The organism is Microbacterium phyllosphaerae (assembly GCF_017876435.1).
In the GTDB taxonomy this organism is placed as follows: Bacteria; Actinomycetota; Actinomycetes; order Actinomycetales; family Microbacteriaceae; genus Microbacterium; species Microbacterium phyllosphaerae.
In genome coordinates, this window is sequence record NZ_JAGIOA010000001.1 from 1,525,896 (window position 1) to 1,551,880 (window position 25,985).

Consider the following 25,985-nt stretch of genomic DNA (forward strand, 5'->3'; position numbering starts at 1 on the left):
GGAGCCACGCTTCCCATGAGTCTGAGAACATCCGACGACACCGAGGTGATCGTCACCGGGGTCTCGATGTCGCGTCGCAGGCGGCAGCTGCGCAAGACCACCGAGTCGTACGCCTTCCTCTCGCCGACGATCATCCTGCTCTTCGTCCTGATGATCGTGCCGATCGTCATGGTGATCGGGTATTCGTTCCAGGACAACGTGATCCTGAACAAGTCGCCCGAGTTCATCGGCATCGGCAACTACGTCGAGATCCTCTCGGACCCCCGGTTCTGGAAAGCCACCGGCAACACGATCCTGTTCACGGTGACCAGCGTGGTCGCGCACCTGGTGCTCGGACTCGCCTTCGCGATGATGCTCAACAGCCCGCTGCTCGGCCGCTTCTCGCGCTCCTTCTTCCGGGCCCTGTACGTCCTGCCGTGGCTGTTCACCGTGGCGGTGATCGCCGTCCTGTGGCGCATGCTCCTCGCGCCGAACGGCGTCGTGAACTTCTTGCTCAACACCGACATCGAGTGGCTCGCGTCACCGCAGCTCGCGCTCGGGACCATCATCTTCATCAACATCTGGGCCGGCTACCCCTTCTTCATGGTGAGCCTGCTCGCGGGCCTCCAGGGCATCCCGAACGAGCTGAACGAGGCGGCCACGGTCGACGGCGCGGGTGCCGTGCAGCGGTTCTGGAACGTCACGGTCCCGCAGCTCCGACCGATCATCGTCAGCCTCGTGCTGCTCGACCTGATCTGGACCTCGCAGCAGTTCGCCCTCATCTGGATGACCACCGGTGGCGGACCGATCGACGTGACCGAGGTGCTCAGCACCTTCACCTACAAGCTCGCCTTCGCCAAGTACGACTTCTCGCTCGCGGCGACCTCCGCGGTGCTGGTCCTGCTCATGTCGATGGTGCTCGCCGTCTTCTACGTCCGTCACCAGAAAGCGAGGGACTGATCATGGCTCTCACCGTGCAGAACCAGCGTCGCGTCGCCAAGACCGGCGTGATGATCGGCCTCATCCTCGGTGCCGTCTTCGCCGCAGGCCCCGTGCTCTGGATGCTGTCGAGCTCGTTCAAGTCGAACACCCAGATCTTCGAGCTCCCGCCGCGACTCGTCACCGACACGTTCTCGTTCGACGCGTACGTCGCGATCTTCACGAACCCCGAGACGATGCGGTTCTTCCTGAACAGCTACGTCGTCGCCGGCTCCGTGACGATCCTGACCCTGCTCGTGGCGATCCAGGCGGCCTACGCGTTCAGCCGCTTCGACTTCCGCGGCAAGCGCATCCTGAACGTCGTGATCGTCAGCGTGCAGGCCGTGCCGCCGATCACGCTGCTGATCCCGTACTTCGGGCTGATGGTCGCGCTCGGCCTCTACAACTCGTACCTCGGGCTAATCCTCACCTACATGGTGTTCACGCTGCCCTACGCGATCATCATGATGACCGGCTACTTCAACACCCTGCCGAAGGAGCTCGACGAGGCCGTCCGCGTCGACGGCGCCGGGTCCATGACCGCCCTGTGGCGCATCCTGGTGCCGATCTCGATCCCCGGCATCGTCTCCGTCGGCATCTACACCTTCATGATCGCGTGGAACGAGTACCTGTTCGCGCTCACCCTCACCCGCACGATCGACATGCGCACGGTGCCCATCGGCATCCAGCTGCTCATGGGCCAGCACTCGTACGAGTGGAACCAGATCATGGCGATGAGCGTGCTCGGGTCCATCCCCGTGCTCATCCTCTTCCTCTTCTTCCAGCGGTACTTCATCAGCGGTCTCACGGCGGGGTCCGTGAAGAGCTGACGCAGCGCCGACGGATCAACGACCACCACGAAACAGGAGAATCAAGTGCTCTACACCGGCAAATCCATCCTCGATGTCGCCAACGAGAACAACTTCGCCATCCCGGCGTTCAACATCAGCGACTGGGCGATGTTCAACGGCATCATGGACATCAGTGAAGAGAAGGCCGCTCCGGTCATCATCGCGATCCACCCCGACGAGGTCTCCCACATCACCACCGATCTGATCGCCGCGATGCACTCGCGTGCGCACCGTTCGAGCGTGCCCGTCGCGATCCACTGGGACCACGGCGGAAGCTACGAGCAGATCATCACGGCCATCAAGGCCGGCTTCACCTCGGTCATGATCGACGCCTCGTTGCTGCCGTTCGACGAGAACGTGGCGCTCACCCGCAAGGTCGTCGACGCAGCTCATGCGGTCGGCATCCAGGTCGAGGGCGAACTCGGCACGATCGGCGCGAACGACAGCTACGGCGAGTCGGGTGCAGCCGAGATCATCTACACGAACCCCGCCGACGCGGTGCGCTTCGTCGAGGAGACCGGGGTCGACAGCCTCGCGATCGCGATCGGCACCTCGCACGGCCTCTACCCGAGCGACAAGAACCCCGAGCTGCGCCACGATCTGCTCGAGGAGATCAAGGCCGCGATCGGCATCCCCCTCGTGCTGCACGGCGGATCGTCGAACCCGGATGCGGAGCTCCGCCGAGCGGTCGAGCTGGGCGTCAACAAGATCAACATCTCCAGTGACATCAAGGTCTCGTACCACAACCGCATGCGCGAGGTGCTCGGCACCGATGAGCGTCTGCGCGAGCCGAACGCGATCCAGCCGGCGGCGCTCGAGGCGATGAAGGTGACCGCTGCCGAGAAGATCGATCTGTTCGGGGCAGACGGCAAGGCCTCGCTGTACTGAACTGCGGACAATCAGAGGATGATCGGCGACGTGGACAGAACGCTCGTACTCGGACTCGGCGGCACCGTCGACTATGAGCTCAGGTGGGACTCATCGGTGTTCGACACGCTGGCGCATGCGCACGGCGTGCGGCGCCACGAGCTCACGACCACGGCGCCGATCGTCGACGAACGCTCGCTGCTGGTGGCAGTGCTCGCATTCGTCGCCTCGGGCACGGGGGCGGAGCGATTCGTCGCCTCGTCCGAGGTGATCGAGGACTTCGTCTCGCATTTCGACTACGCGATCACTCTCGGTGGCACCGGGGTGCGGGCGGGCCTCGTGCTCGACGCCCTCGGGCTCCCGAGCACCCAACACCTCGTGAGCATCGACGACAACGTCCGGCGGCTGCTGCCCGACACGATCTCGTACATCTGCTCGGCGACCGAGGACACCCTCGACCCGCACCTGATCGTGCAGTACCCGGTCGGCGCGCACGTGCGGCTCACCGACGGCGATGTGCTCTCGCCCGCGCCCAACCGGCTGATCTTCGCGAACGATCCGCCGAACCGGCGGATGCTGCTCTCGGCCGAACTGCCCGCGTCCCTGTCCGGCGCCGGGGTGTTCCTCGTCTCGGGATTCAACACGATGCAGGATCACGACCTGCTCGAGCTCAGACTCGCCGAGGTGCATCGGGCGATGCAGAGCCTCCCCGCCGACGCTCTCGTCTACTACGAGGATGCGGGCTTCTACACCCGCGACTTCGCCGACACGGTGCGACGACGCCTGCTCCCGCAGATCGACGTCTACGGCATGAACGAGGACGAGCTGCAGGAGTACCTCGGGCGCGCGGTCAACCTGCTCGATACGGCCGACGTCATCCGCGCGCTTCGCGAGGTTCAGACGATCATCCCCGCGCGGGCGCTGGTCGTGCACACGCGCTACTGGGCGATCGCGGTGGGGCCGGACGCCGGCCGCCACCGCTCCGCGCTCGACTCCGCCGTGCGCGTCGCCGCCACCCGTTACCGCGTGGGCGACGCCCTCACCTCGGCCGACATCGATGACACGGCCGCGATGCCTCGTCACGGGGGAGGGGAGGCCCTCGTCGTCGCGGTCGAGGCCGCGCTCCCCGGTGCCGTCGGCGTCGCGGCGTTCTCGCTCGATGTCCCCACGCCGACCACGGTCGGTCTCGGCGACACATTCGTCGGCGGCTTCCTCGCCGGCGCCGTGCTCTCGAAGGAGAACGCATGAACCCCGTCCTGTTGCCCTCAAACAGACCGGCCGAGCGCTTCTACCGCGGTGGTGCGCGCATCAGCGCCTTCCGCGGCGAAGACGCCGCCGAGCCCCGCGAACCCGAGGACTGGATCGGCTCGACGACCACCGTCAACGGCGAACCCGAGCTCGGTCTCACCACGCTTCCCGACGGGCGAGTGCTTCGTGACGCGATCGTGCGGGATCCGGTCGCCTGGCTCGGCGACGAGCACGTCGCACGGTGGGGTGCCGACACGAGACTCCTGGTCAAGCTGCTGGATGCCGGTCAGCGACTGCCCGTGCACGCGCACCCGCACGACGACTTCGCGGCGACGCACCTCGGCCGAGCGCACGGCAAGGCCGAGGCCTGGTACATCCTGCAGGGCGGCACCGTGCACGTCGGCCTTCGACAGGATGTCGAGGCAGACGATCTGGCGACCCTCGTCGAGCGACAGGATGCGACGACGCTGCTCGGTCTGCTGCACGAGGTCGAGGTCGCTGCGGGAGACGTGGTGTGGGTGCCGCCGGGCGAGCTGCACGCGATCGGTGCGGGCGTGCTGCTGCTCGAGCTGCAACAGCCGGAAGATCTGTCGATCCTGCTCGAGTGGGGAGGCTTCGCGATCGACGGCGCGGCGGTCGGCCATCTCGGGCTCGGCTTCGACCTCGCGCTCGCCGCGGTGACCACCCGCGCACGATCGGCCAGCACCCTCGCCGCACTCATCTCCACCGCCCCCGAGTCCGGATCGGCCTTCCCCGAGGCAGCTGATGAGTACTTCCGACTCGAGCGCATCCCTCTGCACGGGACAGCGACCGTCGATCAGGGCTTCTCGATCGTGATCGTGAATGAGGGGGAGGCCGAGATCGGAGCGCAGCGACTCCGCAGCGGCTCGACCCTGCTCGTGCCCCACGCGGCCGGAGCACTCGAGGCGACAGGCGCGGGTGAGCTGCTCGTCGCACGTCCGCCGGCGCCCTGAGGCCGGAATCGACGCGGATTCTCCCCGGCTAGACTGGAGTCATGCCCGAACCGAAAGTCGCCAGCTTTCCGGCGATCCGTGGTGCGCTGAAGTTCTACCAGGTCGCGTCGATCATCACCGGAGTCATGCTGCTCCTGCTGGTCGCCGAGATGGTGCTGAAGTACACGCCGATCCGACTCGAGCTCTTCGCGGGAGGATCCGGCGGCCTGCTGTGGTTCGCTCCCGTCGTCGAGGGCCCTGAGGGCCTCGAATCGACCGGCGACGGACTCAACATCTCGCTCTCGATCCTCGTGGCGCACGGCTGGTTCTACGTCGTCTACCTCTTCGCGTGCTTCCGCATGTGGAGCCTGATGCGCTGGCCTTTCCTGCGCTTCATCCTGCTCGCGCTCGGCGGCGTGATTCCGCTGCTGTCGTTCTTCATGGAGGCCATCGTCGCTCGCGACGTCAAGGCCTACCTCGCTTCGAGGGAGGCCTCCGAGGCCTCCGCCCCTGCCACGGAAGGTGTCCGGTGACCGAACAGTCCGAGACCCAGCAGCGCCCCGCGCTCGTCGTCGATTTCGGCGCGCAGTACGCGCAGCTGATCGCCCGTCGAGTGCGTGAGGCCGGTGTCTACAGCGAGATCGTGCCGCACACCGCCACGGCCGCCGAGATCGCCGAGAAGAACCCGGTCGCGATCATCCTCTCGGGTGGTCCGTCGTCGGTGTACGAGGAGGGCGCTCCGCGCCTCGACCCCGCGGTCTTCGACCTGGGCGTTCCCACGCTAGGCATCTGCTACGGCTTCCAGTACATGGCGCAGACCCTCGGTGGCGAGGTCGCGAACACCGGCCTCCGCGAGTACGGCGCGACGGATGCCGTCATCTCGGGTGACGGCGGAACCCTGCTCGGCGGCCAGCCGGCAGAGCAGAACGTCTGGATGAGCCACGGTGATCAGGTCGCCAAGGCCCCGGAGGGCTTCGATGTGCTCGCCACGACCGACGCCACCAAGGTCGCCGCCTTCGCGAACGAGGAGCGCGGCTTCTACGGAGTGCAGTGGCACCCCGAGGTCAAGCACTCCGACCACGGTCAGCAGGTGCTGGAGAACTTCCTGCACAAGGGTGCGGGGCTCGCCTCCGACTGGAACAGCGGCAACGTGATCGCCGAGCAGATCGAGCGCATCCGCGAGCAGGTCGGTGACGCCCGCGTCATCTCCGCACTCTCGGGTGGCGTCGACTCGGCCGTCTCGACGGCTCTCGTGCACAAGGCCATCGGCGACCAGCTCACTGCGGTGTTCGTCGACCATGGTCTGCTGCGCAAGGGCGAGCGCGAGCAGGTCGAGAAGGACTATGTCGAGTCCACCGGTGTGCGACTGATCACCGTCGACGCGGCCGACACCTTCCTCGGCCACCTCGAGGGGGTCACCGACCCCGAGGAGAAGCGCAAGATCATCGGGCGCGAATTCATCCGCGCGTTCGAGAAGGTGCAGCTCGACCTCGTCGCCGAGGCCAAGGCCTCGGGCGGCGCTCCGGTCAAGTTCCTCGTGCAGGGCACGCTGTACCCCGACGTCGTCGAGTCCGGCGGCGGCGCGGGCACTGCGAACATCAAGTCGCACCACAACGTGGGCGGTCTCCCCGACGACCTCGACTTCGAGCTGATCGAGCCGCTCCGCGCCCTGTTCAAGGACGAGGTGCGTGCGATCGGCCGCGAGCTCGGCATCCCCGAGGCCATCGTCGGGCGTCAGCCGTTCCCCGGGCCCGGCCTCGGCATCCGCATCATCGGAGAGGTCACGCAGGATCGCCTCGAGATCCTCCGCGAGGCCGACGCGATCGCTCGCGAGGAGCTCACCAAGGCAGGCCTCGATCAGGACATCTGGCAGTGCCCGGTCGTGCTGCTCGCCGACGTCCGCTCGGTCGGCGTCCAGGGCGACGGTCGCACGTACGGCCACCCGATCGTGCTGCGTCCGGTGTCGAGCGAAGACGCCATGACCGCCGACTGGACGCGCCTGCCCTACGACGTGCTGTCGAAGATCTCCAACCGCATCACCAACGGCGTCCGCGACGTCAACCGCGTCGTGCTCGACGTGACCTCGAAGCCGCCGGGAACCATCGAGTGGGAGTGACGCAGGAGCTCCCACTCGCCTAGGCACTGCGTGGCACTCGAACGCGCCAGCGGGCGAGTGGGAGTGATCCCGCCGCGGTGACCTCGAACGGGCACGGACCATCACGGTCCGTGCCCGTTCGCGGTATTTCGGGCAGGATGAGCCTATGACCAAGGCGCGGACGAAGATCACGGTTATCGGTGCGGGCAGCGTGGGGGTGAGCGTCGCATATGCGGCGCTGATCCGGGGGAGTGCGGCCGAGGTCGCGCTCTACGACATCGCCACAGACAAGGTGGATGCCGAGGTGCTCGATCTCGCCCACGGCACGCAGTTCACCTCAGCGGCCGTGAGCGGCGGTTCCGATCTCTCCGTCGTCGAGGGCAGCGACGTGATCGTGGTGACCGCGGGGGCCAAGCAGCAGCCGGGGCAGACCCGCATGGAGCTTTCCGGGATCAACGCTCGTCTACTCGAGAAGCTCATGCCGCAGCTCGTCGAGCGTGCCCCGGACGCGGTCTTCATCATCGTCACCAACCCCGCCGATGTGATGACGGTCGTCGCGCAGCGCGTCTCGGGTCTCCCGCCCCATCGGGTGTTCGGGTCGGGCACCGTGCTCGACACCTCGCGGCTGCGCTGGCGCCTCGCGCATCGGGCGAACGTGAGCACTGCGAGCGTGCACGCCGACATCGTGGGCGAGCACGGCGACACGGAGTTCCCCCTGTGGTCGAACGCCACGATCGGCTCCGTCCCCATTCTCGACTGGCCCGCCGAGGAGCCGTTCACGGTCGAGGAACTCGACCGCATCGCGATCGAGGTGCGCGATGCCGCCTACGCCGTGATCCGCGGCAAGGGGGCGACGAACCTCGCGATCGGTGTCAGCTGCGCCCGCATCGCCGAGGCCGTGCTGCACGATGAGCGCGCCGTGCTCCCGGTCGCGACGGTGCTCGACGGCGAATACGGTCTGCAGGGAGTCGCCTTGTCGGTGCCGTCGGTCGTGGGTGCGGCGGGTGCGGTGCCGCTGGCGGAGACGCCCATGAGCGAGCACGAACGAGGGCTGCTGCAGGCCTCCGCCGACGCGATCCGGGCGGCGATCGACGAGCTCGGCTGACCCGGCCGGAAAGAATCTCGAGAAACTTCGACGAGCGTGTCGATCCGGGGTGTTCTCGTTCGACGTCTTCAATGAGAGGGTCGAGAAGCGGCCCCACCCACCAAGGAGAACATCATGAAGTACATGCTGATCATGCGCTCGAACGACGAAGCAGTCGAGGCATACAAGGAGATGCCGTTCGAAGAGGTCATCGCGGCCATGGGCGCCTACAACGAGTCGATGATCAAGGCCGGCGTGCTGGCTGCGGGCGAGGGCCTCAGCGACGCGGCCGAGGGCTTCGTGGTCGACTTCAGCGCCGAGACGCCGCTCATCACCGACGGGCCCTACGGAGAGACGAAGGAGCTGTTCAACGGCTTCTGGATCCTCGAGGTGTCCAGTCGCGAAGAGGCGGCGGAGTGGGCGAGCCGGGCACCGCTCGGCAAGGGGTCGTTCCTCGAGGTGCGTCGAGTGACCGACGAGTCCGACTTCCCGGCCGACAACGAGTGGATCGAGAAGGAGAAGGGCTGGCGCGAGGAGGAAGAGGCGCGTCGCGCCCAGCAGTGAGATGACTCACGACAGCGAGACGGCGCGCTCCGCATCCGACACGGGTGCCGCAGAGCGCGTCACCTCGACGGCAGTATGGGCATTGCAGCGCCAAGCCAGGCGCCGGACCGCAGTTGGTCGATCAGGGTCTGCTCATCCATACCCGCGTCGACTATGTGATTTCCAACGATGATCGCGAACGCCATCGATCGGCGCGCGGCCTCGAACCACTTTTCATCGACTCCGTCGAACGATGCGAACAGGAGCGCGTGCTTCCGCTGATCGAGGCCCGGCGCGAAAATGTGCACCTGTGAAGGCCAGAGGACGGCTGACCACCCTGGGCCAGGCTGGATGAGGTCATCGTTGTCGATCCCGGAGTTATCAGGGAAGCCGGCATCGCGCATGAGGCCCAACGAATAGCGAGCTCTCGACTCGTCCGGGTCGTTGAGGTCGATGATCAGCACCGCGAAGGAGTCGATCCGTACAGGTAAGAGAGCGGGCTTCGTTGCAAGCCGGTGCCCGAACAGAAGGTCGCCGGCGACCAGCGAAGGCGCACGCCGCCGGGTAAATGAATCGAGGGTGTCGGCGAGATCGTGGGCAGCCGCGATCACGCTGTCGACTTCGCTCTGCACCGTTCGCTCGAAGTCGATCTTCACCGAGAGTCGAGCGACAGCAACGCGTCCCTGCTTGGCCGCGTTGTTGAGCACTTGGAAGATCACCTGCCGATCGTCCTGAACAATGTCGTCGAGATTTGCATCGGTTACGAACAATGTCATTTCGCCTGATCTCGCGGCGATCGTCGGCCATTCGGGATTTGCCCATTCGAAAGACTCAAGCACGTCGAGGCCTACCTCTGGGCCGACGATTCGTCCTGACGCGCGTGATGGGTTTATCACGGTAACGCAGTCGGAGAGGAGAGGGCCGGACGCGCCAAGTTTCCCAGTCAGTTCCATGCCTAACGATAAGAACACGTTCATGATCAGCGACATCGAGTCGCCGGACGGCAGGTATTCGCGTTGCAGGGACTGAGGAGCGATGATCACTGCGGCGCGGTAGCCGCCCGCACCGGGCAGAAGGACCGCGGAGACCCGGACATCCTCGAAGCTCATCGGTGCCGCTGCAGTTGAGTAGTAGAGAGCTTCTGAGAACGCGCAGGTTGCGTGTGCGAATCGCACGATCGTCTCGTCGAGGTAGCAATGGACGATTACCGCGATATCGTCGCCTCGCTCGCTGGACACCCTCGTGCCATCGACGTCGCAAATCGCGTCGACATGGTCAGACTTGATGCGATCTGCAACGATGTCCCCGAGTACCTGACGCACTTCGGCTGAGATCTCGATCATCGGATATCCACCGTCACCTCATCGCTTACTGCTTACGAAGATGCCGCTGTCATTGAACCGTGTATTCTGCAGTTCATTTCAGCTATCACATCAGAGATCGGAGCCTTCAGTTGAGTACGACTCTAGACACGGAGCGGCGGCAGCGCACGCCCGAACTGTTCATCGAGGCCGACCTCGGCCCTAGTGTGGACTCAATTCACCTGGCATCGGTCGTCGAGAATCTGGCGCTGACGGTCCAGTCGTTCGCAGCGATCGGTCTGCTGGGCCAGGCGCTTGGTCAGCTCCAGAGCTCCCTCTCCTCGAACGCGGATCTCACGGTGACTCAACTGGAGAGCGAACTCGATCGATGGGGAATCCGCGTGGCGGATGTCGATGAGTTGGGCCACGCGATGCATCAAGCGGCCTTGAACGGGACTGAGAAGCCCGGCGTAGCTCTCGCCCGCGCCGTGACAGCGGTGCCGTTGGTCTTGGCGGGACTCGGGGAACGGGAGGAGATCAGATCACGGTCGCGCGAGCTTCACTACCGGAATCCGCTGGAGTGGATTCTCGAGGTCGCGCCGCTGGCGGTAGGTGGCGTCGTGAGTCTCGTCTGGGTCGTCAAACAGTTCCAAGATGCAAGGAAGCTCCGATGGGACACAGCGCTCGTGAGAGAGCAGGTTCTCAAAGCACGGTTCGATCGAAACCAGAGGACGGAAGACCTGCGCAGAGGTGCTGCGTACTTGGCGGAACTGCGAGGTGACGAAGGCACGTCGGGTGAACGGGCGATCTCGATGGCACTCGTCAAGGCGACGCTGGCGTTTGAGCTTCGAACGAACGGGATCAGTTCCAAAGGGGCAGAGCAGACAGCCAGGCGGCTGGAATTGCTTCCTGAAACACTGCAGATGATGATGCGCACGGAGGATTCGGACTCGGACTCGGACTCCCGATGAGGCTCCGCGCGACAGGCGGGGCACCCGGTTTGGCCAGCAGACCTAGCGAAGTCCGCGGTGGAGAAGCCATATCTCTGGACGCGGGATGACCGGAGCCCACCGTCACTCGTTCAGGCACAGTTCGGAGGGGCCTGAGATGACTCACGACAGCGAGACGGCGCGCTCCGCATCCGACACGGGTGCCGCAGAGCGCGCCGTCGCGGCCGTGTGGCGCATCGAGTCCGCGAAGATCGTCGGCACCCTGACGAGGACGGTCGGTGACTTCGGCCTCGCCGAGGACCTCGCGCAGGAGGCGCTGCTGGATGCTCTGCGGCAATGGCCGATCGATGGAGTGCCCCGCAACGGCGCCGCGTGGCTCACGGCCGTCGCGAAGCGCAAGGCGATCGACGGCTGGCGCCGCCGCGAGCGGCTGGACGACCGGATGGCTGTGCTCGCCCACGACCTGGAGCGCGAGCAGGCCGAGGCCGCAGATGCCGCCCCGTGGGACCCGGATGCCGTCGACGACGACGTGCTCCGGCTGATCTTCATCGCGTGTCACCCCGTGCTCTCGCGAGAGGCGCAGGTAGCGCTGACGCTGCGGGTGGTGGGCGGCCTGTCGAGCGAGGAGATCGCTCGGGCGTTCCTCGTGCCGACAGCCACGGTGCAGCAGCGCATCGTCCGCGCGAAGAAGACCCTCGCGGCAGCGCACGTGCCCTTCGAGATGCCTCCCCGCGACGAGCACACCGCGCGACTCGGCGCGATCCTCGGTGTGTTGTACCTGATCTTCAACGAGGGGCACGCGGCCAGCAGCGGTCCGGACTGGATGCGCCCCGAGCTGAGTCTCGAGGCGATCCGACTCACGCGCGTGCTCGCGGCGCTGATGCCCCGAGAGCGCGACGTGCACAGCCTCCTCGCGCTCATGGAGCTGACCGCCACCCGGTTCCCCGCTCGCGTCGATGCGCACGGCCAACCCGTGCTGCTCGCCGACCAGGACCGGCGCCGCTGGGATCGCAGCCGTATCGCACGTGGGCGTGCCGCCCTGGCGACCGCGGATTCGCTCGGCGCCGGTCGCGGCCCCTACGGCCTGCAGGCGGCGATCGCCGAGTGCCACGCGCTCGCGGCATCCGTCGACGAGACCGACTGGGACCGCATCGTGGTGCTGTACGAGGCGCTCGGCCGCATCGCGCCGTCACCTGTGGTCGAGCTCAACCGCGCCGCAGCCGTGGCGATGGCGACAGGTCCGGCATCCGCTCTGCAGATCATCGATCAGCTCGCCGCCTCGGGAGCTCTCGCCGGCTATCACCTGCTGCCCGCGACGCGGGGCGAGATGCTGCTCCGGCTCGGACGCGACGAGGAGGCCCGCAGCGAGTTCGCCGTCGCCGCCGCCCTCGCGGGCAACGATCGCGAACGCGCGCTCCTCGAGGCCAAGGCCGCGGCGCGCTGACGGCAGACGCACGAAGAACCGCCCCCGTTCGAAGCAGTGCTTCGAACGAGGGCGGTTCTGTTCACCGCGCGGTGCGCGATGTGGTCAGCTGCGGGCCTTGCTGCCGCGGTTGACGACCAGGCCGTAGATCAGCAGCACGATGATCGAGCCGCCGATGGCGAGGAGCCACGTGCCGAGGTCCCAGAACTCCGTGAGGGGACGGTTCAGGATCAGGCTTCCGAGCCATCCTCCGAGCAGCGCGCCCACGACGCCGAGCAGGAGGGTGATGAACCATCCGCCGCCCTGCTTGCCGGGAAGGATCAGCTTCGCGATGGCTCCGGCGATCAGGCCGAGAAGAAGGAATCCGAGAAAGCTCATGTTCAGCTCCTTTGTTTCGTGAGCCCCAGGGTGCCAGGGCTCGTGTGATCCACTGTGCCCTCCCAGCTGATTATCAGCCAACCCCTTGCGCTGAGGCCTTCGAGTATGCAAAGAGGCCCGCCTCCGGAAGGAAACGGGCCTCTTCGATCGACCGGGGGTCAGTTGTTGCCGCGGGCGATCGCGATGATGCGCAGGATTTCGACGTAGAGCCAGACGACCGTGACCATGATGCCGAAGGCGCCGAGCCAGCCGTACTTGCGGGGAGCGCCGTTGCGCACGCCCTGCTGGATCTGGTCGAAGTCGAGCACCAGCGAGTACGCGGCCATGATGACCACGAGAACGCCGATGATGAGACCCAGCGGGATGCCGAGGATCTCGACCTTGCTGAGCAGACCGAAGGCCGCTCCCTCGCCGAGGACGCCGGTCCAGGTGAGGACCACGTTGAGCAGCGAGAAGACGAGGTAGCCGATCATGGCGATCATGAAGATCTTGGTGGCCTTCTTCGACGCACGGATCTTGCCGCTCGCGAAGAGTGCCAGAGTCACGCCGACCACCGAGACGGTGGCGAGGGTGGCCTGGAAGACGATGCCGGGGTACAGCACCTCGAAGAACGCCGAGATGCCACCGATGAAGAGACCCTCGAAGGCGGCGTACGCGAAGATCAGCGCGGGGCGCACCTTCTTGCGTGACGTGAACGAGATGACCATCGCGAGCACGAAGCCACCGAGTGCACCGACGATCCACGGCAGCATGTTCGGCTGGAACTGGTTGTAGGGGTTCTGCTCGGGTGCCGCGACGCCGCCGAGCGTCACGAACCATCCGATGGCCGCGGTGACGAGAAGGATTCCGAAGAGTCCGGCGGTCTTCCAGACGGTGTCCTCGACGGACATGCGGTCGGTCTCGATGGCGCCGGCGGGCGGAGCGGCGTACATGCCCTCCAGCTGTGCGTTCGCAGCAGCGTCCATCGTGCCGTGCTGGAACGACGCGGCCTGTGCGCCCTGAGCGCCCTGCGGCGCACCCGGGTAGGTCGCGACGTTGCGCGGATCCTGCTGCTGGAACGCCGGGTTGTTGAAGGCGAAGTTGCTCATGTGGGCCTCACTCCAAAGTGGGTTGTAGGTCTCTTTCCTCAACGATAGCCGGAATGCCGGTTCATCAGGGTGTCCTACGCTGAGAGCGTGCCCAGGAAATCGCCTCTCGTGATCGGGCACCGCGGTGCGCCCGGTTACCGTCCCGAACACAGTCGCTCCTCCTACGAGCTCGCCCTCGCGATGGGGGTGGATGCGGTCGAACCCGATGTGGTGGCGACGAAGGACGGCGTGCTCGTCGTGCGGCATGAGAACGAGATCTCGGGTACGACGGATGTCTCCGAGCACCCGGAGTTCGCCGAGCGCAAGACGACCAAGCGCGTCGACGGCGAGGCGCTCACCGGCTGGTTCACCGAGGACTTCACGTGGGACGAGCTCGCGACGCTGCGCAGTCGCGAACGTCTCCCCGAGGTGCGAGCGTCGAGTGCGAGTTTCAACGGGTCGCAGGGGATCCTCCGTCTCATCGACGTGCTCGACATCGTGCGAGCGGGGTCTGTCGAGTACGGCCGTGAGATCGGCGTCGTGCTCGAGGTCAAGCACGCGACGTACTTCGCGAGCGTCGGCCTGGACCTCGCGCCGCTCATCGACCGTGATCTGCGCGCCGCGGGGTGGGCGAACGGAGAGCTGCCGCTGATCGTGGAGTCGTTCGAATCCACGGTGCTCGCGCAGCTCAAGGAACGCGGTGTCGCGGCATCCTACGTCTACCTGATCGAGGCCGCGGGGCGACCCTACGACCTCTTCGTCGCACACGGGTCGAAGGGGCAGACGTACAAGGACGCCGTCACCGCCCAGGGCCTCGACGGGTGGGCGGGGCTTGTCGACGGCATCAGCGTCGACAAGCGGATGCTCCTCGCGCGGGGCAACACGATCGTCGAAGACGCCCATGCCAGGGGGCTCACGGTCTTCACGTGGACATGTCGGCCCGAGAACAGGTTCCTGGCGTCGGAGTTCCGTGCGGGTGGGGGCAAGAGCGCGTACGGCGACTACGAGGCCGAGTGGGGAGTCATCGCGCGCACCGGGGTCGACGGGGTGTTCGTCGACCATCCGGATCTCGGTGTCGGGTTCTTCCGAGACTGAGCGGGGTGCTCAGAGCGGGCCGAGCACGTCCGGCACCGCGCGATCGAGATGCAGTGCGCGCAGCGGGGCCAGGATCTCGCGCTCCTCGAATCGGAAGTGCGACTCCATGATCGCGGCGACACCGCCGAGATGTCGTTCGATCGTCTCGGCCCTCTCGCCGTCCTCGACGGCGGTCCGCAGCGCGCCGAGCAGGTGCGCGAGCATCGAGTGATCCTGCATGAGCTTGTCGATCACGTCGCCGAGTTCGGGGTGCTCCGCACGCAGGGCCGGGAACAGGGCACGGTCCTCGCTCAGATGGTGGCCGTCGAGCGCGGAGCAGAAGCCGATGCAGAAGAGGGCGAGATCGGAGGCGGCATCCGGGCGGTCGTCGCCCTCGTCGAGAGCCGCTCGCGTCGCCTCCAGGGCCGCTCGGAGTCGGGTGTGGGCCCGACGCAGTTCCTCGTCCCAGGCGATCAGGCGGTCTGCATCCATTCCGGCCAGTCTAGGTCGGACGGTGCGATCCGTCAGAGGGTGCGATCGAACGCGCCCTTGCGCGACACGATCTCCTTGCCGAGCGGCATCAGCGAGACGGGGACCATCTTGAAGTCGGCGATGCCCATCGGGATGCCGATGATCGTGACGCACAGCGCGAGGCCCGAGACGATGTGTCCGATGGCGAGCCACCAGCCGGCCAGGATCACCCAGAGGACGTTGCCGAGGAAGGACCCGACGCCCGAGGTGGGCTTGCTCACGATCTCGCGCCCGAACGGCCAGATCGCGTAGCGGGCGATGCGGAACGACGCGATCGCCCACGGGATCGTCACGATCGGGATGCACAGCAGGATTCCCGCGAGCATGTACCCGAGGAAGAGGCCGAGTCCGGCGAAGATGAGCCAGATGATGTTCAGGATCGTGCGCACGACACGATCCTCGCACCGTCGCCTGAGCATCTGCCGGTTCGCCGTGGATCCGTTTCGGCCTCCCGGGATCGGGCCGCTGTCGATGCCAGACTGACCGCATGACCGGAATCATCGTCGACAGCGTCAGCAGATCCTTCGGGAGCGTCCACGCGGTGCGAGCCGCGACATTACGGGCGGAACCGGGGCGGGTGACCGGACTCGTGGGCCCCAACGGCGCAGGCAAGACGACGCTGCTGCTCATGCTCGCGTCTCTGCTGGCTCCCGACGCCGGCACCATCCGCATCGGCGGGGTGGATCCGTCTGAGGACCCGCTCGCTGCTCGGCGGCTGCTCGGCTGGATGCCGGACTCGCTCGGCGCCTGGCCCTCGCTGACCGCTCGCGAGACGATCACGACGACGGCGCGGCTGTACGGCATCCCGCCGGCGGAGGCCGCAGCCAGAGCATCGCATCTGCTCGAACTGGTGGATCTCGGTGCTCTCGCCGACTCGCCTGCGAAGGTGCTCTCCCGCGGCCAGAAGCAGAAGCTCGGCCTCGCCCGCGCGCTCGTGCATGATCCGCAGGTGCTGCTGCTCGATGAGCCGGCGTCGGGGCTCGACCCCGAGGCGCGCATCCAGCTGCGGGTGCTGCTGAGACGATTCGCCGCAGAGGGGCGCACGGTGCTGATCTCCAGCCACATCCTCTCGGAGCTGGAGGAGGTCGTCGACGACGCCGTCTTCCTCGTCGCGGGTTCGGTCGTCGATGCCGCTCCCGCGCAGGCGACGGGTCGGGCCTGGCGGATCCGGCTCGTGGGGGCGGATGCTGCGCGGCAGAACGCGGACTCCTGGCAGGTGGCGCAGACGCTCGGCATCCCCGTCGAGTCGCTCGGTGCTGACCGTGGAGGAGTGCTCGTCGGCTTCGAGACCGAGGATGCGGCCGCGCTCGGTCTGCACGCCCTGGTGCACGCAGGACTCAGGGTGTCGGAGTTCGCGCCGGCGCAGAGCGCGCTCGAGCACACGTTCCTCGCCCTGAACCACCAGGCTGCGGCGGCGGCCGCCGCAGCCGCCTCGGCGCCACCGGCATCTGCGGCGCCAACCGCACCACCGACGGCACCGCCGCCCCCGCCCGCCGTTCCGAGCGCCGAGGAGGCGGGAGCATGAGCCTCACGAACATCCGCATCATCGCCCGTCTCGAGCTGACCCAGCGGCTGCGCAGCGTCGGCTGGTACATCCTGCTCGGTGTCTTCGCCGTCGTCCTGATCGGTGTGACGGCGCTCTCCTTCGCGGTCTACGCCTGGGGTGAGTTCATCGGCGCCGGCGTGTTCTCGATCGTCGTGAACATGGTGCTCCTCCTGGTCGCGCTCGTCTCGCCCACGCTGAGCGGAAACGCCATCAACGGCGACCGCGAGGCGGCGACCCTCGCAGCCGTGCAGGTGACTGCGGTCTCGACCGGCGACATCATGCTCGGCAAGCTCGTCGCTGCCGTGGCGACCGGCTTCGCCTTCCTGATCGTCGCGATCCCGTTCCTGGCGATCTCGCTGCTCGGGGGAGGATCGAACCCGCTCGTGCTGCTCGTGTCGCTGCTCGTGCTCGTGGTCGAGATCATCATCGTCGCAGCGATCGGGGTGGGTCTCAGCGGTCTGATCGCTCGCCCTCTGTTCTCGGTCGCGACCACGTACCTCGTGGTCGCCGGACTCACGATCGGAACCCTGATCGTCTTCGCGCTCGGCGGCATGGCGATCCGCACCGAGACGACGCAGTACAGCCGGCCGTACGACGATGTGGGAAACGTCGACTGCGAGTCGTGGGACACCTACACGACCGAGGTGCCCCGCTTCGACCTCGTCTGGTGGGTGCTCGCGGCGAACCCCTTCGTGGTGCTCGCCGATGCGACGCCGACGGAGTTCAGCCCGGAGGGCTACCCCGTCGACATGTTCGGTCAGATCAAGCTCGGCGTGCGCAGCGCGCAGCAATCCCCGATCGATCAGCGCTGGGACGAGTGCTCGTCCGATCCGTACGACTATCCGACCCCGCAGGAGATCATCGACAGCACGGTGCCGAGCTGGTTCGTGGGCCTGGGGGTGCAGATCGTGATCGCCGGCGCGCTGTTCGCCGGGGCCTGGTCGCGCACCCGGACTCCCGCCACGCGGCTGCCCCCGGGGACGCGCATCGCCTGAGCGGATGCCGGTGGACGGCGGACGGTGAACGGCCACTCGCCGTTCACCGTCCGTGCACCGGGGAGACGTCGGGACGCCATGCGGAATCGGTGGTGTGGGGTGATACCCGTCTGCCTTCCTCAGGAGCCCCATGTCCCGCCTGCACTCCGCGGCTGCGATCACGACGGTGTGCGCGCTCAGCGCCGCCGCTCTGCTCGCCGTTCCGCTCGCCGCCACCGGCGCCGAATCCGGTGTCCGCATCAATGAAGTCGAGTCCAACGGGGGCACACCCGGGGACTGGATCGAGTTCGTCAACACGTCGGACGTCGCGGTCGACCTCAGCGGCTACGTCGTCAAGGACAACGGTGAGGACGAGTCCTACACGTTCCCCGAGGGGACGATCGTCGAGCCCGGCGCCTACCTCGTGCTCGACCAGGTGGCGGCGGGAGGCGACGGTTTCACCTTCGGACTCGGCAAGGAAGACCAGGTGCGCCTGTTCGACCCGAGCACCGCGCTCGTCGACGAGACATCGTGGGCGGCTCACGCTGCGGTCACGTGGGGTGCGCGCGAGGTCGAGGGCACCCTGGAATGGGCGGAGACGTCCGAGTCGACGAAGGGCGCGGCGAACGTGTTCGCGGCCGACAACCCGCTCGGCGGCAGCATCGTCATCAACGAGGTGGACTCGCAGCCGGCGGACTGGGTCGAGTTCTACAACGCGGGCGATGCCGCTCTCGACATCTCGGGATACGAGATCCGCGACAACTCCGACGACCACCGCTGGCAGTTCCTGCCGGGCACCGAGATCGCCGCGGGCGAGTTCCTCGTCGTCGAGGAAGGCTCGATCGGACTGGTAGACGGCGTCGAGACCGCGTTCCGCGATCCGATCGGAATCGGCAGCGCCGACCGCATCCGTCTCTTCGATGAGGCCGGCGTGCAGATCGACGACACGCTCCCGTGGAGCGGGCACGCCGCGATCGACGGCGACGTGATCGCCGCGACGCTCGCGCGCTGCCCCGACGGCGAGGGAGCCTTCGTGCTCGCGTACTCGACTCCGGGGGCGGCGAACTCCTGCGTCATGCCCGATGTCGTGATCAACGAGATCGAGTCCAATGGCGACGTGACCGACTGGGTCGAGGTCGTCAACGCCGGCAGCACTGCTGTCGACCTCTCGGGCTGGACCGTGATGGACGGCGACCCCGTCGGCCACGCCGCCGAGACGACACCGCTCCCCGCGGGCACCGTGCTCGCACCCGGCGCCTACTTCGTCTTCGACCAGCCGAAGGACTTCGTGTTCGGCCTGGGCAACGGCGACACGGTCACCCTGCGCGACGCCAACCTGAACGTCGTCGACGAGCACGTGTACGCGGCGCATGCGGCGGGCGTCCTCGCGCGCTGCGCGGACGGCAGCGGCGACTTCGTCGACATCGCGGTCTCGACCAAGGGCCAGCGCAACGCATGCGGCAACCCGGTGCGCATCAACGAGGTCGAGTCCGACGGTGGATCGCCCGGCGACTGGATCGAGCTCGTCAACCCGACCTCGTCGGTCCTCGACGTCGCGGGAGTGGTCGTGAAGGACGACGACGACACCCACTCGTACGTCATCCCGGCCGCCACCACGATCGCCGCGGGCGGATACCTCGTCATCGAGGGCGCCGATCTCGGCTTCGGCCTCGGCGACGGCGACACCGTGCGCGTGTTCGACGGCGACACCGTGCGCGTGTTCGACGGCGACCTGCTCGTCGACTCCACCACCTGGGGCGCGGGGCATGCGGCGACCACGTGGGGGCGCTGCCCCGACATCACCGGCGCCTTCGCCGTGACCGCGGAGAGCACGAAGGGTGCGGCGAACGTCTGCGCCGGCGAGATCGCGGTCTCGACGTGGCCGGGTTCTGCCGACGTCCGCGTGCTCGACACCGTGCCGACCTTCCTCGAGGACAGCTCCGGTCTCGACGTGCAGGAGACGGCAGACGGCTCGTTCCTCTGGGCGGTCGACAACGGTGAGGGACGCATCTGGAAGCTCGAGGCTCACGCAGACGGGTCGTTCTCTCAGATCGACGGGTGGGAGTCGGGCAAGCGCGTGCGATTCCAGCGGGATGCGGCGAACCCGGGCGCTGCGGGGCCCGACACCGAGGGAATCACGGTCGACGGTGACGGCTTCGTGTACGTCGCCTCCGAGCGCGACAACAGCGCCAAGGGCGTCAACCAGAACACGGTTCTCAGGGTCGACCCCGAAGCCGGCAACGGCGACCTCGTCGCGCAGCAGGAGTGGGACCTCACCTCGCTGCTGCCCGCGGTGGGTGCGAACCTCGGCATGGAGGCCGTGCAGTGGGTGCCCGACAGTGCACTCGACGGCGCACTCTTCGACACCAACACGGGCGCGGCCTACGACTCGGCGGACTACGCCGGGCACGGCGACGGGCTGTTCTTCGTCGCGGTCGAGGACAACGGACACGTCTATGCGTTCGCGCTCGGTTCCGACGGCGCGGCGACGCTCGTGTCGGAGATCGCACCAGGTCTCGCGGGGGTCATGGCCCTCGACTACGACAGTGTGCTCGACGTGCTCTGGGCCGTCTGCGACGACGGATGCCACGGGCAGTCCGCACAGATCACGCTGAACGGCACGGCGACGCCCGGCATCGCGCACTTCGCCCGCCCTGCGGGAATGCCCGACATCAACAACGAGGGCTTCGCCACCGCTCCTGCCTCGCTCTCGGTCGGGGGTCAGCGCCCGGTGTGGTGGTTCGCCGACGGCTTCGCATCCGAGGCCTTGCGGGTCGGGACCCTTCCGGGAGCAACGGGAGAGAACCCCGGCGAGAACCCGGGAGAGAACCCGGGAGAGAACCCGGGGGAGAATCCGGCGCTTCCCGGCAGTGCGCTCACCGACGGCAACCGCAACGGCGTCACGGTGAACCCGGCGGTCGCGGCGCGCGGATCGCAGGTCACGGTGACGGCGGGCGGTGACAGCGCCGGTGACGAGATCTCGGTCTGGATGTACTCCGACCCTGTGCAGCTCGTATCCGGCTCGGCAACCGCATCCGGCGCGCTCACGGTGACGATCCCGACGGATGCCGCGCTCGGCGCTCATCGGATCGCGGTCTACTCCGCGACGGGCGACCTGATCGGCTGGGCCGACATCCGCATCACCGAACCCGGCGGACTCGCCGCGACGGGCGCGGACGTGCCTGCTGCGCTGATCGCCCTCGCGCTGATGCTGATCGTCGCCGGCGGGCTGATCGTCCGTCGACGCAGGAGCACCCTCTGAGTCGGACCCCTCCGACACGACGACGGGGAGGATGCGCGGGGAATCGTGCATCCTCTCTCGTCGCCGGGCGGGCCTCGACATGCTGAGCGCTCGCGGACGAGACGCTCACCCGCGGTCGGTGTCGGTGGCGCGGCTTAGACTCATAAGGCCATGACCGAAGCCCCCCTCATCGTCCCCGGATCCGTCGGCCCTCGCCCCACTGGGGAACAGGGGCAGGACGACCTTCTCGCCGGCCTCAACCCTCAGCAGCTCGAAGCCGTGACCTATCGCGGCCCCGCGCTGCTCATCGTCGCGGGAGCAGGGTCGGGAAAGACGAGCGTGCTCACCCGCCGCATCGCCTCGCTGCTGCGTGCGCGAGAGGCCTGGCCGAGCCAGATCCTCGCCATCACCTTCACCAACAAGGCGGCGGGCGAGATGCGAGAGCGCGTCGAGGCGATCGTCGGCGATGCGGCGAGAGGCATGTGGATCTCGACCTTCCACTCCGCCTGCGTGCGCATCCTGCGCCGAGAGGCCCAGCAGTTCGGGTTCACCAAGTCGTTCACGATCTACGACTCCGGCGACTCGCGTGCGCTCATCAAGCGTCTCGTCAAGGAGCACGAGGCGGACGCCTACGGTCTGACCCCCGCGTCCGTGCAGTCCCGTATCTCGAAGCTCAAGAACGACCTGTCGGATGCCGATGCCTATGCGCGCCAGGCCAACATGAGCGACCCGGCGGAGCGGATCTTCGTCGAGCTGTTCGCCGACTACCAGCGCCAGCTGCAGAAGGCCAACGCGTTCGACTTCGACGACCTGATCGGACAGACGGTCTACCTGTTCCGCGCGTTCCCGCAGGTCGCCGACACCTACCGCCGGCGTTTCCGCCACATCCTGGTCGACGAGTACCAGGACACGAACCACGCCCAGTACGCGCTGATCCATGAGCTCACCCGGCCGGTGTCGGGCGACGCCCCCGACCCATATGCCTCGAACGGCATGATGATCTTCGAGCCCGAGACGACCCCCGAGCTCGAGGGCGCGTCGCTCACGGTGGTCGGCGACTCCGATCAGTCGATCTACGCGTTCCGCGGCGCCGACATCCGCAACATCAGCGAGTTCGAGCGGGACTTCCCCGGAGCCCGCGTGGTGCTCCTCGAGCAGAACTACCGTTCGACCCAGAACATCCTCTCGGCTGCGAACTCGGTGATCGGCAACAACTTCGATCGCAAGGACAAGAAGCTCTGGAGCGACAAGGGCGACGGCGACATGATCGTCGGCTTCACCGGGTACTCGCAGCACGACGAGGCCCAGTTCGTCGCCGACGAGGTCGAGGCCCTGCGCCGGTCGGGCATGCCGTACTCCGAGATGGCTGTCTTCTACCGCACCAATTCGCAGTCCCGTGCGCTCGAGGAGATCTTCATCCGCTCGGCCGTGCCCTACAAGATCATGGGCGGCACGAAGTTCTACGATCGCGCCGAGATCAAGGATGCGCTCGCCTACCTCGTCGCGGTGTCGAACCCCGCAGACGAGATGGCTGTGCGGCGCATCCTCAACAAGCCGAAACGCGGTATCGGCGACGTCACCGAGACCACGATCGCGCGCTTCGCCGAGGAACACGGCATCACCTTCCGCCAGGCGCTGTCCGTGCCCGATCAGCTCGGCTTCGGTCCGAAGATCCAGGCCGGGATCGCTCAGCTCGACGCGGTGCTCGCCGAGGCGACCGAGATCATGCTCCCCGCCTCCGGTGAGGTGCCCGCGCCGACGGCGGTCGCCGACGGGCTGAACGTTCTTCTGTCCAAGAGCGGGTACCTCGACGCACTGCGCGCGAGCCGTGACCCTCAGGACGAGGCGCGTGTCGAGAACCTCGACGAGTTCGTCGCCGTGGCGCGCGACTTCGCCCGCAACAACCCCGACGGAACGATCGTCGACTTCCTCACCGAGGTCGCGCTCGTCTCGGACGCCGACGACCTCGATGACGAGTCCGGCTCGGTCTCGATGATGACGATGCACACGGCGAAGGGCCTCGAGTACGACGCCGTCTTCGTCACGGGCGTCGAAGAGGATCTGATTCCGCACCGCATCTCGGCGGGCGAGCCCGGTGGTCCGCAGGAGGAGCGTCGACTCTTCTACGTCGGCATCACGCGTGCGCGCAAGCGCCTGCACCTGTCTCTCGCGATGACCCGCGCCCAGTTCGGCGAGGTCTCGGTCGCGATGCCCAGCCGGTTCCTGCAGGAGATCCCCGCGGGGCTCATCGACTGGCGGCAGTCGCCGGGCGATGTGAACTCGCGTGGGGGAATGCAGTCGCGCGCGCTCAACGCGCGCCGCGCCGGAGGATTCGGCGGGTCGGGCTCGGGCTCGGGCGACCGTTTCGCGGTCACGCAGCTCCCAGGACGCGACTCGCTCAAGCCGCTGTCGACCGCGATGGACAAGTTCCCCAACCGGGTGACGGCGAAGATGCGCGACAACGGCGATCTCGAGCTGGCCACGGGCGATCGCATCCGGCACTCCGATTTCGGGGAGGGGCGCGTCGACGCGGTCACGGGCGAGGGCGCGAAGCGCATCGCGCATGTGCGCTTCGATTCGGCAGGACAGAAGAAGCTCCTGATCAAGGTCGCGCCGATCGAGAAGATCTGAGCGGGTTCGCGGGTTAGGCTGGCTGATATGGCCCTGTTCTCCCGCCGCAAGAAGTCCGCTGACGACGCCGTCGCCGACCAGATCGAGACCCAGACCGAGTCCGAGGGGTCGGCCGTCGACGCTCCCGAAGAGACGGGTGCCGCGTCCGAAGCGACAGAGGCCGCCGAGGCCGCCCCGACCATCGGGATCTCCGTGCAGGCGTTCCGTGGTGTGGGTGCCGAGGCAGGCCCCGAGGTCTCGCTCCCGAGCACCGACGCGTCTCCCGCTTCCCCCGCCGCGACCACAGCCCCGGTTGCTCCGGCGGCGCCTGCGGCTGCCCCGGCGCCGGAGCCCGAGCGCCGCCTCCCGCTGGGCCCGACACTGCCGCCGGAGCAGACCGAGACGGTCGCGGGCATGAAAGACAACGTCCTGCTGCGCGAGTCGCTCAAGCAGGTCGAGCAGGGGGCCACGAACGAGCAGCTGCTCGGCGTGCTGCGCCAGGCGCTGCAGGCGCACCTGTACATCCGCGTGAACGGCGACGCCCGTGCCCAGATCAGCGAGGGCAAGCCCCTGGCCGTCGCCGTCGTCCGAGACGGCGACCGTCAGTTCATGCTCGCCTTCAGCTCGGCCGCCGCCGTCCGCGACTCCGTGCAGCTCGAGAAGGACCCGGCCGCGACGTCCGCCGTCGCGCAGCCGACCACCTCCGTGCTGCAGCAGGTCGTCGCGGGGGAGTTCGCGGGTCTCATCGTCGACAACGCGTCGGCCCCGCACCGTGTGGTGTTCCCCACCGAGCTGCTGCAGAAGGCGCTCGAGCAGGCCGACGTCGACATGACGGTCAAGTCGCTCATCGCCGCGCCCCGTGAGCAGGACACCGCGGCCAAGGTCGGCGAGGCGCTCGCCACGAAGCGCATGTGGGTCGCCGTCAACGAGGGCGACGGCAGCGGACAGGTGGGCATCGCCGAGGCGCAGACGCCCGAAGGCAAGCGATTCCTGCAGCTCTTCTCGCACCCGTTGGAGGTGCTTGCGCTCGGCCGCGGTGATCGCCCGCTGCCCTTCGAACCCGAGCAGCTGGCCAAACTGCTCTCGAGTCACCTCGACATGGCGGGCGTCATCATCGACCCCGCGGGGCCGAGCATCGTCGTCGAGCGCGACGCCCTGACCTCGGTGCTCATCCTGGCCGTCGACCTCGACGCCTGACGGTCTTCCGCGCGTCGCACGTGCGCCCTAGGGTCGGAGCATGGCCTCAGAACGCGTGACCCTGACCGTCGTCGATCCGGACGGTGAGCGCGAGGTCGTGCTCTCGAGCCCGAACAAGGTCGTGTGGCCGAAGGTCGGCATCACCAAGGCCGAGCTCGCGGAGTACTTCCAGCTCGTCGGCGCACCCTTCCTCGAGGCGAACGGCAATCGACCGGTCTCTCTCGAGAGGTTCCGAGACGGCATGGGCAGCGAGGGTTTCTTCTCCAAGAACCCGCCCAAGGGCACGCCCGACTACGTCGATGCGGTGACGGTCACGTACAACAGCGGGCGACGGCATCCGCAGATCGTGCTCAACCGCCCGAGCGCGATCGTCTGGGCGGCGCAGATGAACACGATCGTGTTCCATCCGTGGGCGTCCCTCGCCTCCGACCCCGACAACCCCGTCGAGCTGCGGATCGACCTCGACCCTCAACCGGGCACCGGGTTCGCCGACGCGATCCCGGCCGCGCACGCGCTGCGCGAGGTGCTGCGCGAGGTGGGGCTGGAGGCGTTCGTGAAGACGAGCGGCAACCGCGGGCTGCATGTCTTCGCCCCGATCGAGCCGACCCATGAGTTCCTCGACGTCCGCCACGCGGTGATCGCGGCCGGGCGCGAGCTGGAGCGGCGGATGCCCGAACAGGTCACGATGAACTGGTGGAAGGAGGAACGAGGAGAGCGCATCTTCATCGACTTCAACCAGGCGAACCGTGATCGCACGATGGCCGGCGCATACAGTCCCCGCGCCCTCCCCGAGGCGACCGTGTCGACGCCCGTGCACTGGGAGGAGCTCGACGGCCTCGACCCGCAGGCGTTCACGGTCCGCAGCATCCCGAAGCGGCTCGCAGAGGTCGGGGATCCGTGGGCCGGGAAGCAGAGCGCGCCCGGCCGCATCGACACCCTGCTCGACTGGTGGGAGCGCGACAGGGAGGCCGGGCTCGGCGAGCTGTCGTTCCCGCCCGAGTTCCCCAAGATGCCGGGCGAGCCCCCACGCGTGCAGCCCAGCAAGAAGGTCGCCGCGAACTGGGACGAGAACGGCGACCCGGTCGACGAGTGACC

At 67.5% G+C, this 25,985-nt stretch carries 23 protein-coding genes; 18 read left to right on the top strand and 5 right to left on the bottom strand.

All coding sequences use genetic code 11. The features are described from left to right. Window positions 1-15 precede the first annotated feature (15 nt). The 9 genes from JOF42_RS07125 (at window position 16) to JOF42_RS07165 (ending at window position 8,619) form a co-directional block, all read left to right on the top strand. Window positions 16-939, top strand: coding sequence for a carbohydrate ABC transporter permease (locus tag JOF42_RS07125; protein ID WP_210097223.1), 924 nt, complete (start codon window positions 16-18; stop codon window positions 937-939). Window positions 940-941: 2 nt separating this feature from the next. Next, window positions 942-1,787, top strand: a complete 846-nt coding sequence (locus JOF42_RS07130; protein WP_210097224.1) for a carbohydrate ABC transporter permease — start codon at window positions 942-944, stop codon at window positions 1,785-1,787. A gap of 45 nt (window positions 1,788-1,832) precedes the next feature. Further along, window positions 1,833-2,696 (top strand): ketose-bisphosphate aldolase, encoded by an 864-nt coding sequence (locus JOF42_RS07135; RefSeq protein ID WP_210097225.1) that lies wholly within the window; start codon window positions 1,833-1,835, stop codon window positions 2,694-2,696. An 18-nt stretch (window positions 2,697-2,714) separates the two neighbouring features. Continuing rightward, window positions 2,715-3,923 carry an ADP-dependent glucokinase/phosphofructokinase gene (locus tag JOF42_RS07140; protein WP_245340745.1) on the top strand — a complete coding sequence of 403 codons (1,209 nt, stop codon included), beginning with the start codon at window positions 2,715-2,717 and terminating at the stop codon, window positions 3,921-3,923. Then, window positions 3,920-4,897, top strand: coding sequence for a class I mannose-6-phosphate isomerase (locus tag JOF42_RS07145; protein ID WP_210097226.1), 978 nt, complete (start codon window positions 3,920-3,922; stop codon window positions 4,895-4,897). Before JOF42_RS07140 ends, JOF42_RS07145 begins: the two co-directional genes overlap by 4 nt. A gap of 41 nt (window positions 4,898-4,938) precedes the next feature. Further along, window positions 4,939-5,409: a DUF3817 domain-containing protein gene (locus JOF42_RS07150; protein WP_210097227.1), complete on the top strand. Its 471-nt coding sequence runs from the start codon at window positions 4,939-4,941 to the stop codon at window positions 5,407-5,409. After that, window positions 5,406-6,992 (top strand): glutamine-hydrolyzing GMP synthase, encoded by a 1,587-nt coding sequence (gene guaA / locus JOF42_RS07155; RefSeq protein ID WP_210097228.1) that lies wholly within the window; start codon window positions 5,406-5,408, stop codon window positions 6,990-6,992. The genes JOF42_RS07150 and guaA overlap by 4 nt, the downstream gene beginning before the upstream one ends. A gap of 145 nt (window positions 6,993-7,137) precedes the next feature. Further along, a complete protein-coding gene (locus tag JOF42_RS07160) occupies window positions 7,138-8,076 on the top strand; it encodes an L-lactate dehydrogenase (RefSeq protein ID WP_210097229.1) in 939 nt (312 codons plus the stop codon). A 114-nt stretch (window positions 8,077-8,190) separates the two neighbouring features. Further along, window positions 8,191-8,619, top strand: coding sequence for a YciI family protein (locus JOF42_RS07165; protein WP_210097230.1), 429 nt, complete (start codon window positions 8,191-8,193; stop codon window positions 8,617-8,619). A gap of 59 nt (window positions 8,620-8,678) precedes the next feature. On the opposite strand, the gene JOF42_RS07170 is transcribed toward JOF42_RS07165, so the two are convergent. Next, window positions 8,679-9,941: a hypothetical protein gene (locus JOF42_RS07170; RefSeq protein ID WP_210097231.1), complete on the bottom strand. Its 1,263-nt coding sequence runs from the start codon at window positions 9,939-9,941 to the stop codon at window positions 8,679-8,681. A gap of 110 nt (window positions 9,942-10,051) precedes the next feature. Between JOF42_RS07170 and JOF42_RS07175 the strand changes: the two genes are divergently transcribed. Beyond that, the gene (locus JOF42_RS07175; protein WP_210097232.1) at window positions 10,052-10,870 is read left to right on the top strand and encodes a hypothetical protein; all 819 of its coding nucleotides are present in this window, start codon (window positions 10,052-10,054) and stop codon (window positions 10,868-10,870) included. Between the two features lie 136 nt (window positions 10,871-11,006). Continuing rightward, on the top strand, window positions 11,007-12,293 hold the full coding sequence (locus JOF42_RS07180) for an RNA polymerase sigma factor (RefSeq protein WP_210097233.1): 1,287 nt from the start codon (window positions 11,007-11,009) through the stop codon (window positions 12,291-12,293). A gap of 84 nt (window positions 12,294-12,377) precedes the next feature. Here JOF42_RS07180 and JOF42_RS07185 read toward each other — a convergent pair whose 3' ends face one another. Both JOF42_RS07185 and JOF42_RS07190 read right to left on the bottom strand, forming a co-directional pair. Next, on the bottom strand, window positions 12,378-12,650 hold the full coding sequence (locus JOF42_RS07185) for a GlsB/YeaQ/YmgE family stress response membrane protein (protein WP_210097234.1): 273 nt from the start codon (window positions 12,648-12,650) through the stop codon (window positions 12,378-12,380). A 158-nt stretch (window positions 12,651-12,808) separates the two neighbouring features. Next, window positions 12,809-13,738, bottom strand: a complete 930-nt coding sequence (locus JOF42_RS07190; RefSeq protein WP_210097235.1) for a Bax inhibitor-1/YccA family protein — start codon at window positions 13,736-13,738, stop codon at window positions 12,809-12,811. A gap of 87 nt (window positions 13,739-13,825) precedes the next feature. On the opposite strand from JOF42_RS07190, the gene JOF42_RS07195 reads away from it, so the two are divergent. Continuing rightward, complete coding sequence (locus JOF42_RS07195; RefSeq protein WP_042539452.1) at window positions 13,826-14,812, top strand: glycerophosphodiester phosphodiesterase family protein; 987 nt, start codon at window positions 13,826-13,828, stop codon at window positions 14,810-14,812. Between the two features lie 9 nt (window positions 14,813-14,821). On the opposite strand, the gene JOF42_RS07200 is transcribed toward JOF42_RS07195, so the two are convergent. Together JOF42_RS07200 and JOF42_RS07205 are read right to left on the bottom strand one after the other, a co-directional pair. Beyond that, window positions 14,822-15,283, bottom strand: a complete 462-nt coding sequence (locus JOF42_RS07200) for a hemerythrin domain-containing protein (RefSeq protein ID WP_153302145.1) — start codon at window positions 15,281-15,283, stop codon at window positions 14,822-14,824. A gap of 32 nt (window positions 15,284-15,315) precedes the next feature. Continuing rightward, on the bottom strand, window positions 15,316-15,711 hold the full coding sequence (locus JOF42_RS07205) for a YccF domain-containing protein (RefSeq protein ID WP_210097236.1): 396 nt from the start codon (window positions 15,709-15,711) through the stop codon (window positions 15,316-15,318). Between the two features lie 98 nt (window positions 15,712-15,809). Here JOF42_RS07205 and JOF42_RS07210 point away from each other — a divergent pair, with 98 nt between their 5' ends. The 6 genes from JOF42_RS07210 (at window position 15,810) to ligD (ending at window position 25,983) form a co-directional block, all read left to right on the top strand. Beyond that, window positions 15,810-16,847 (top strand): ABC transporter ATP-binding protein, encoded by a 1,038-nt coding sequence (locus tag JOF42_RS07210; RefSeq protein ID WP_210097237.1) that lies wholly within the window; start codon window positions 15,810-15,812, stop codon window positions 16,845-16,847. Next, window positions 16,844-17,863 carry an ABC transporter permease gene (locus JOF42_RS07215; RefSeq protein ID WP_210097238.1) on the top strand — a complete coding sequence of 340 codons (1,020 nt, stop codon included), beginning with the start codon at window positions 16,844-16,846 and terminating at the stop codon, window positions 17,861-17,863. Before JOF42_RS07210 ends, JOF42_RS07215 begins: the two co-directional genes overlap by 4 nt. A 130-nt stretch (window positions 17,864-17,993) precedes the next feature. Further along, window positions 17,994-21,104, top strand: a complete 3,111-nt coding sequence (locus tag JOF42_RS07220; RefSeq protein ID WP_210097239.1) for a lamin tail domain-containing protein — start codon at window positions 17,994-17,996, stop codon at window positions 21,102-21,104. A 150-nt stretch (window positions 21,105-21,254) separates the two neighbouring features. Next, a complete protein-coding gene (locus tag JOF42_RS07225; RefSeq protein ID WP_210097240.1) occupies window positions 21,255-23,714 on the top strand; it encodes an ATP-dependent helicase in 2,460 nt (819 codons plus the stop codon). Between the two features lie 27 nt (window positions 23,715-23,741). After that, window positions 23,742-24,890 (top strand): SseB family protein, encoded by a 1,149-nt coding sequence (locus JOF42_RS07230; RefSeq protein ID WP_210097241.1) that lies wholly within the window; start codon window positions 23,742-23,744, stop codon window positions 24,888-24,890. Window positions 24,891-24,930: 40 nt separating this feature from the next. Continuing rightward, entirely contained in the window at window positions 24,931-25,983 is a 1,053-nt protein-coding gene (ligD, locus tag JOF42_RS07235; protein ID WP_210097242.1) for a non-homologous end-joining DNA ligase, read from the top strand. Window positions 25,984-25,985: the final 2 nt, after the last annotated feature.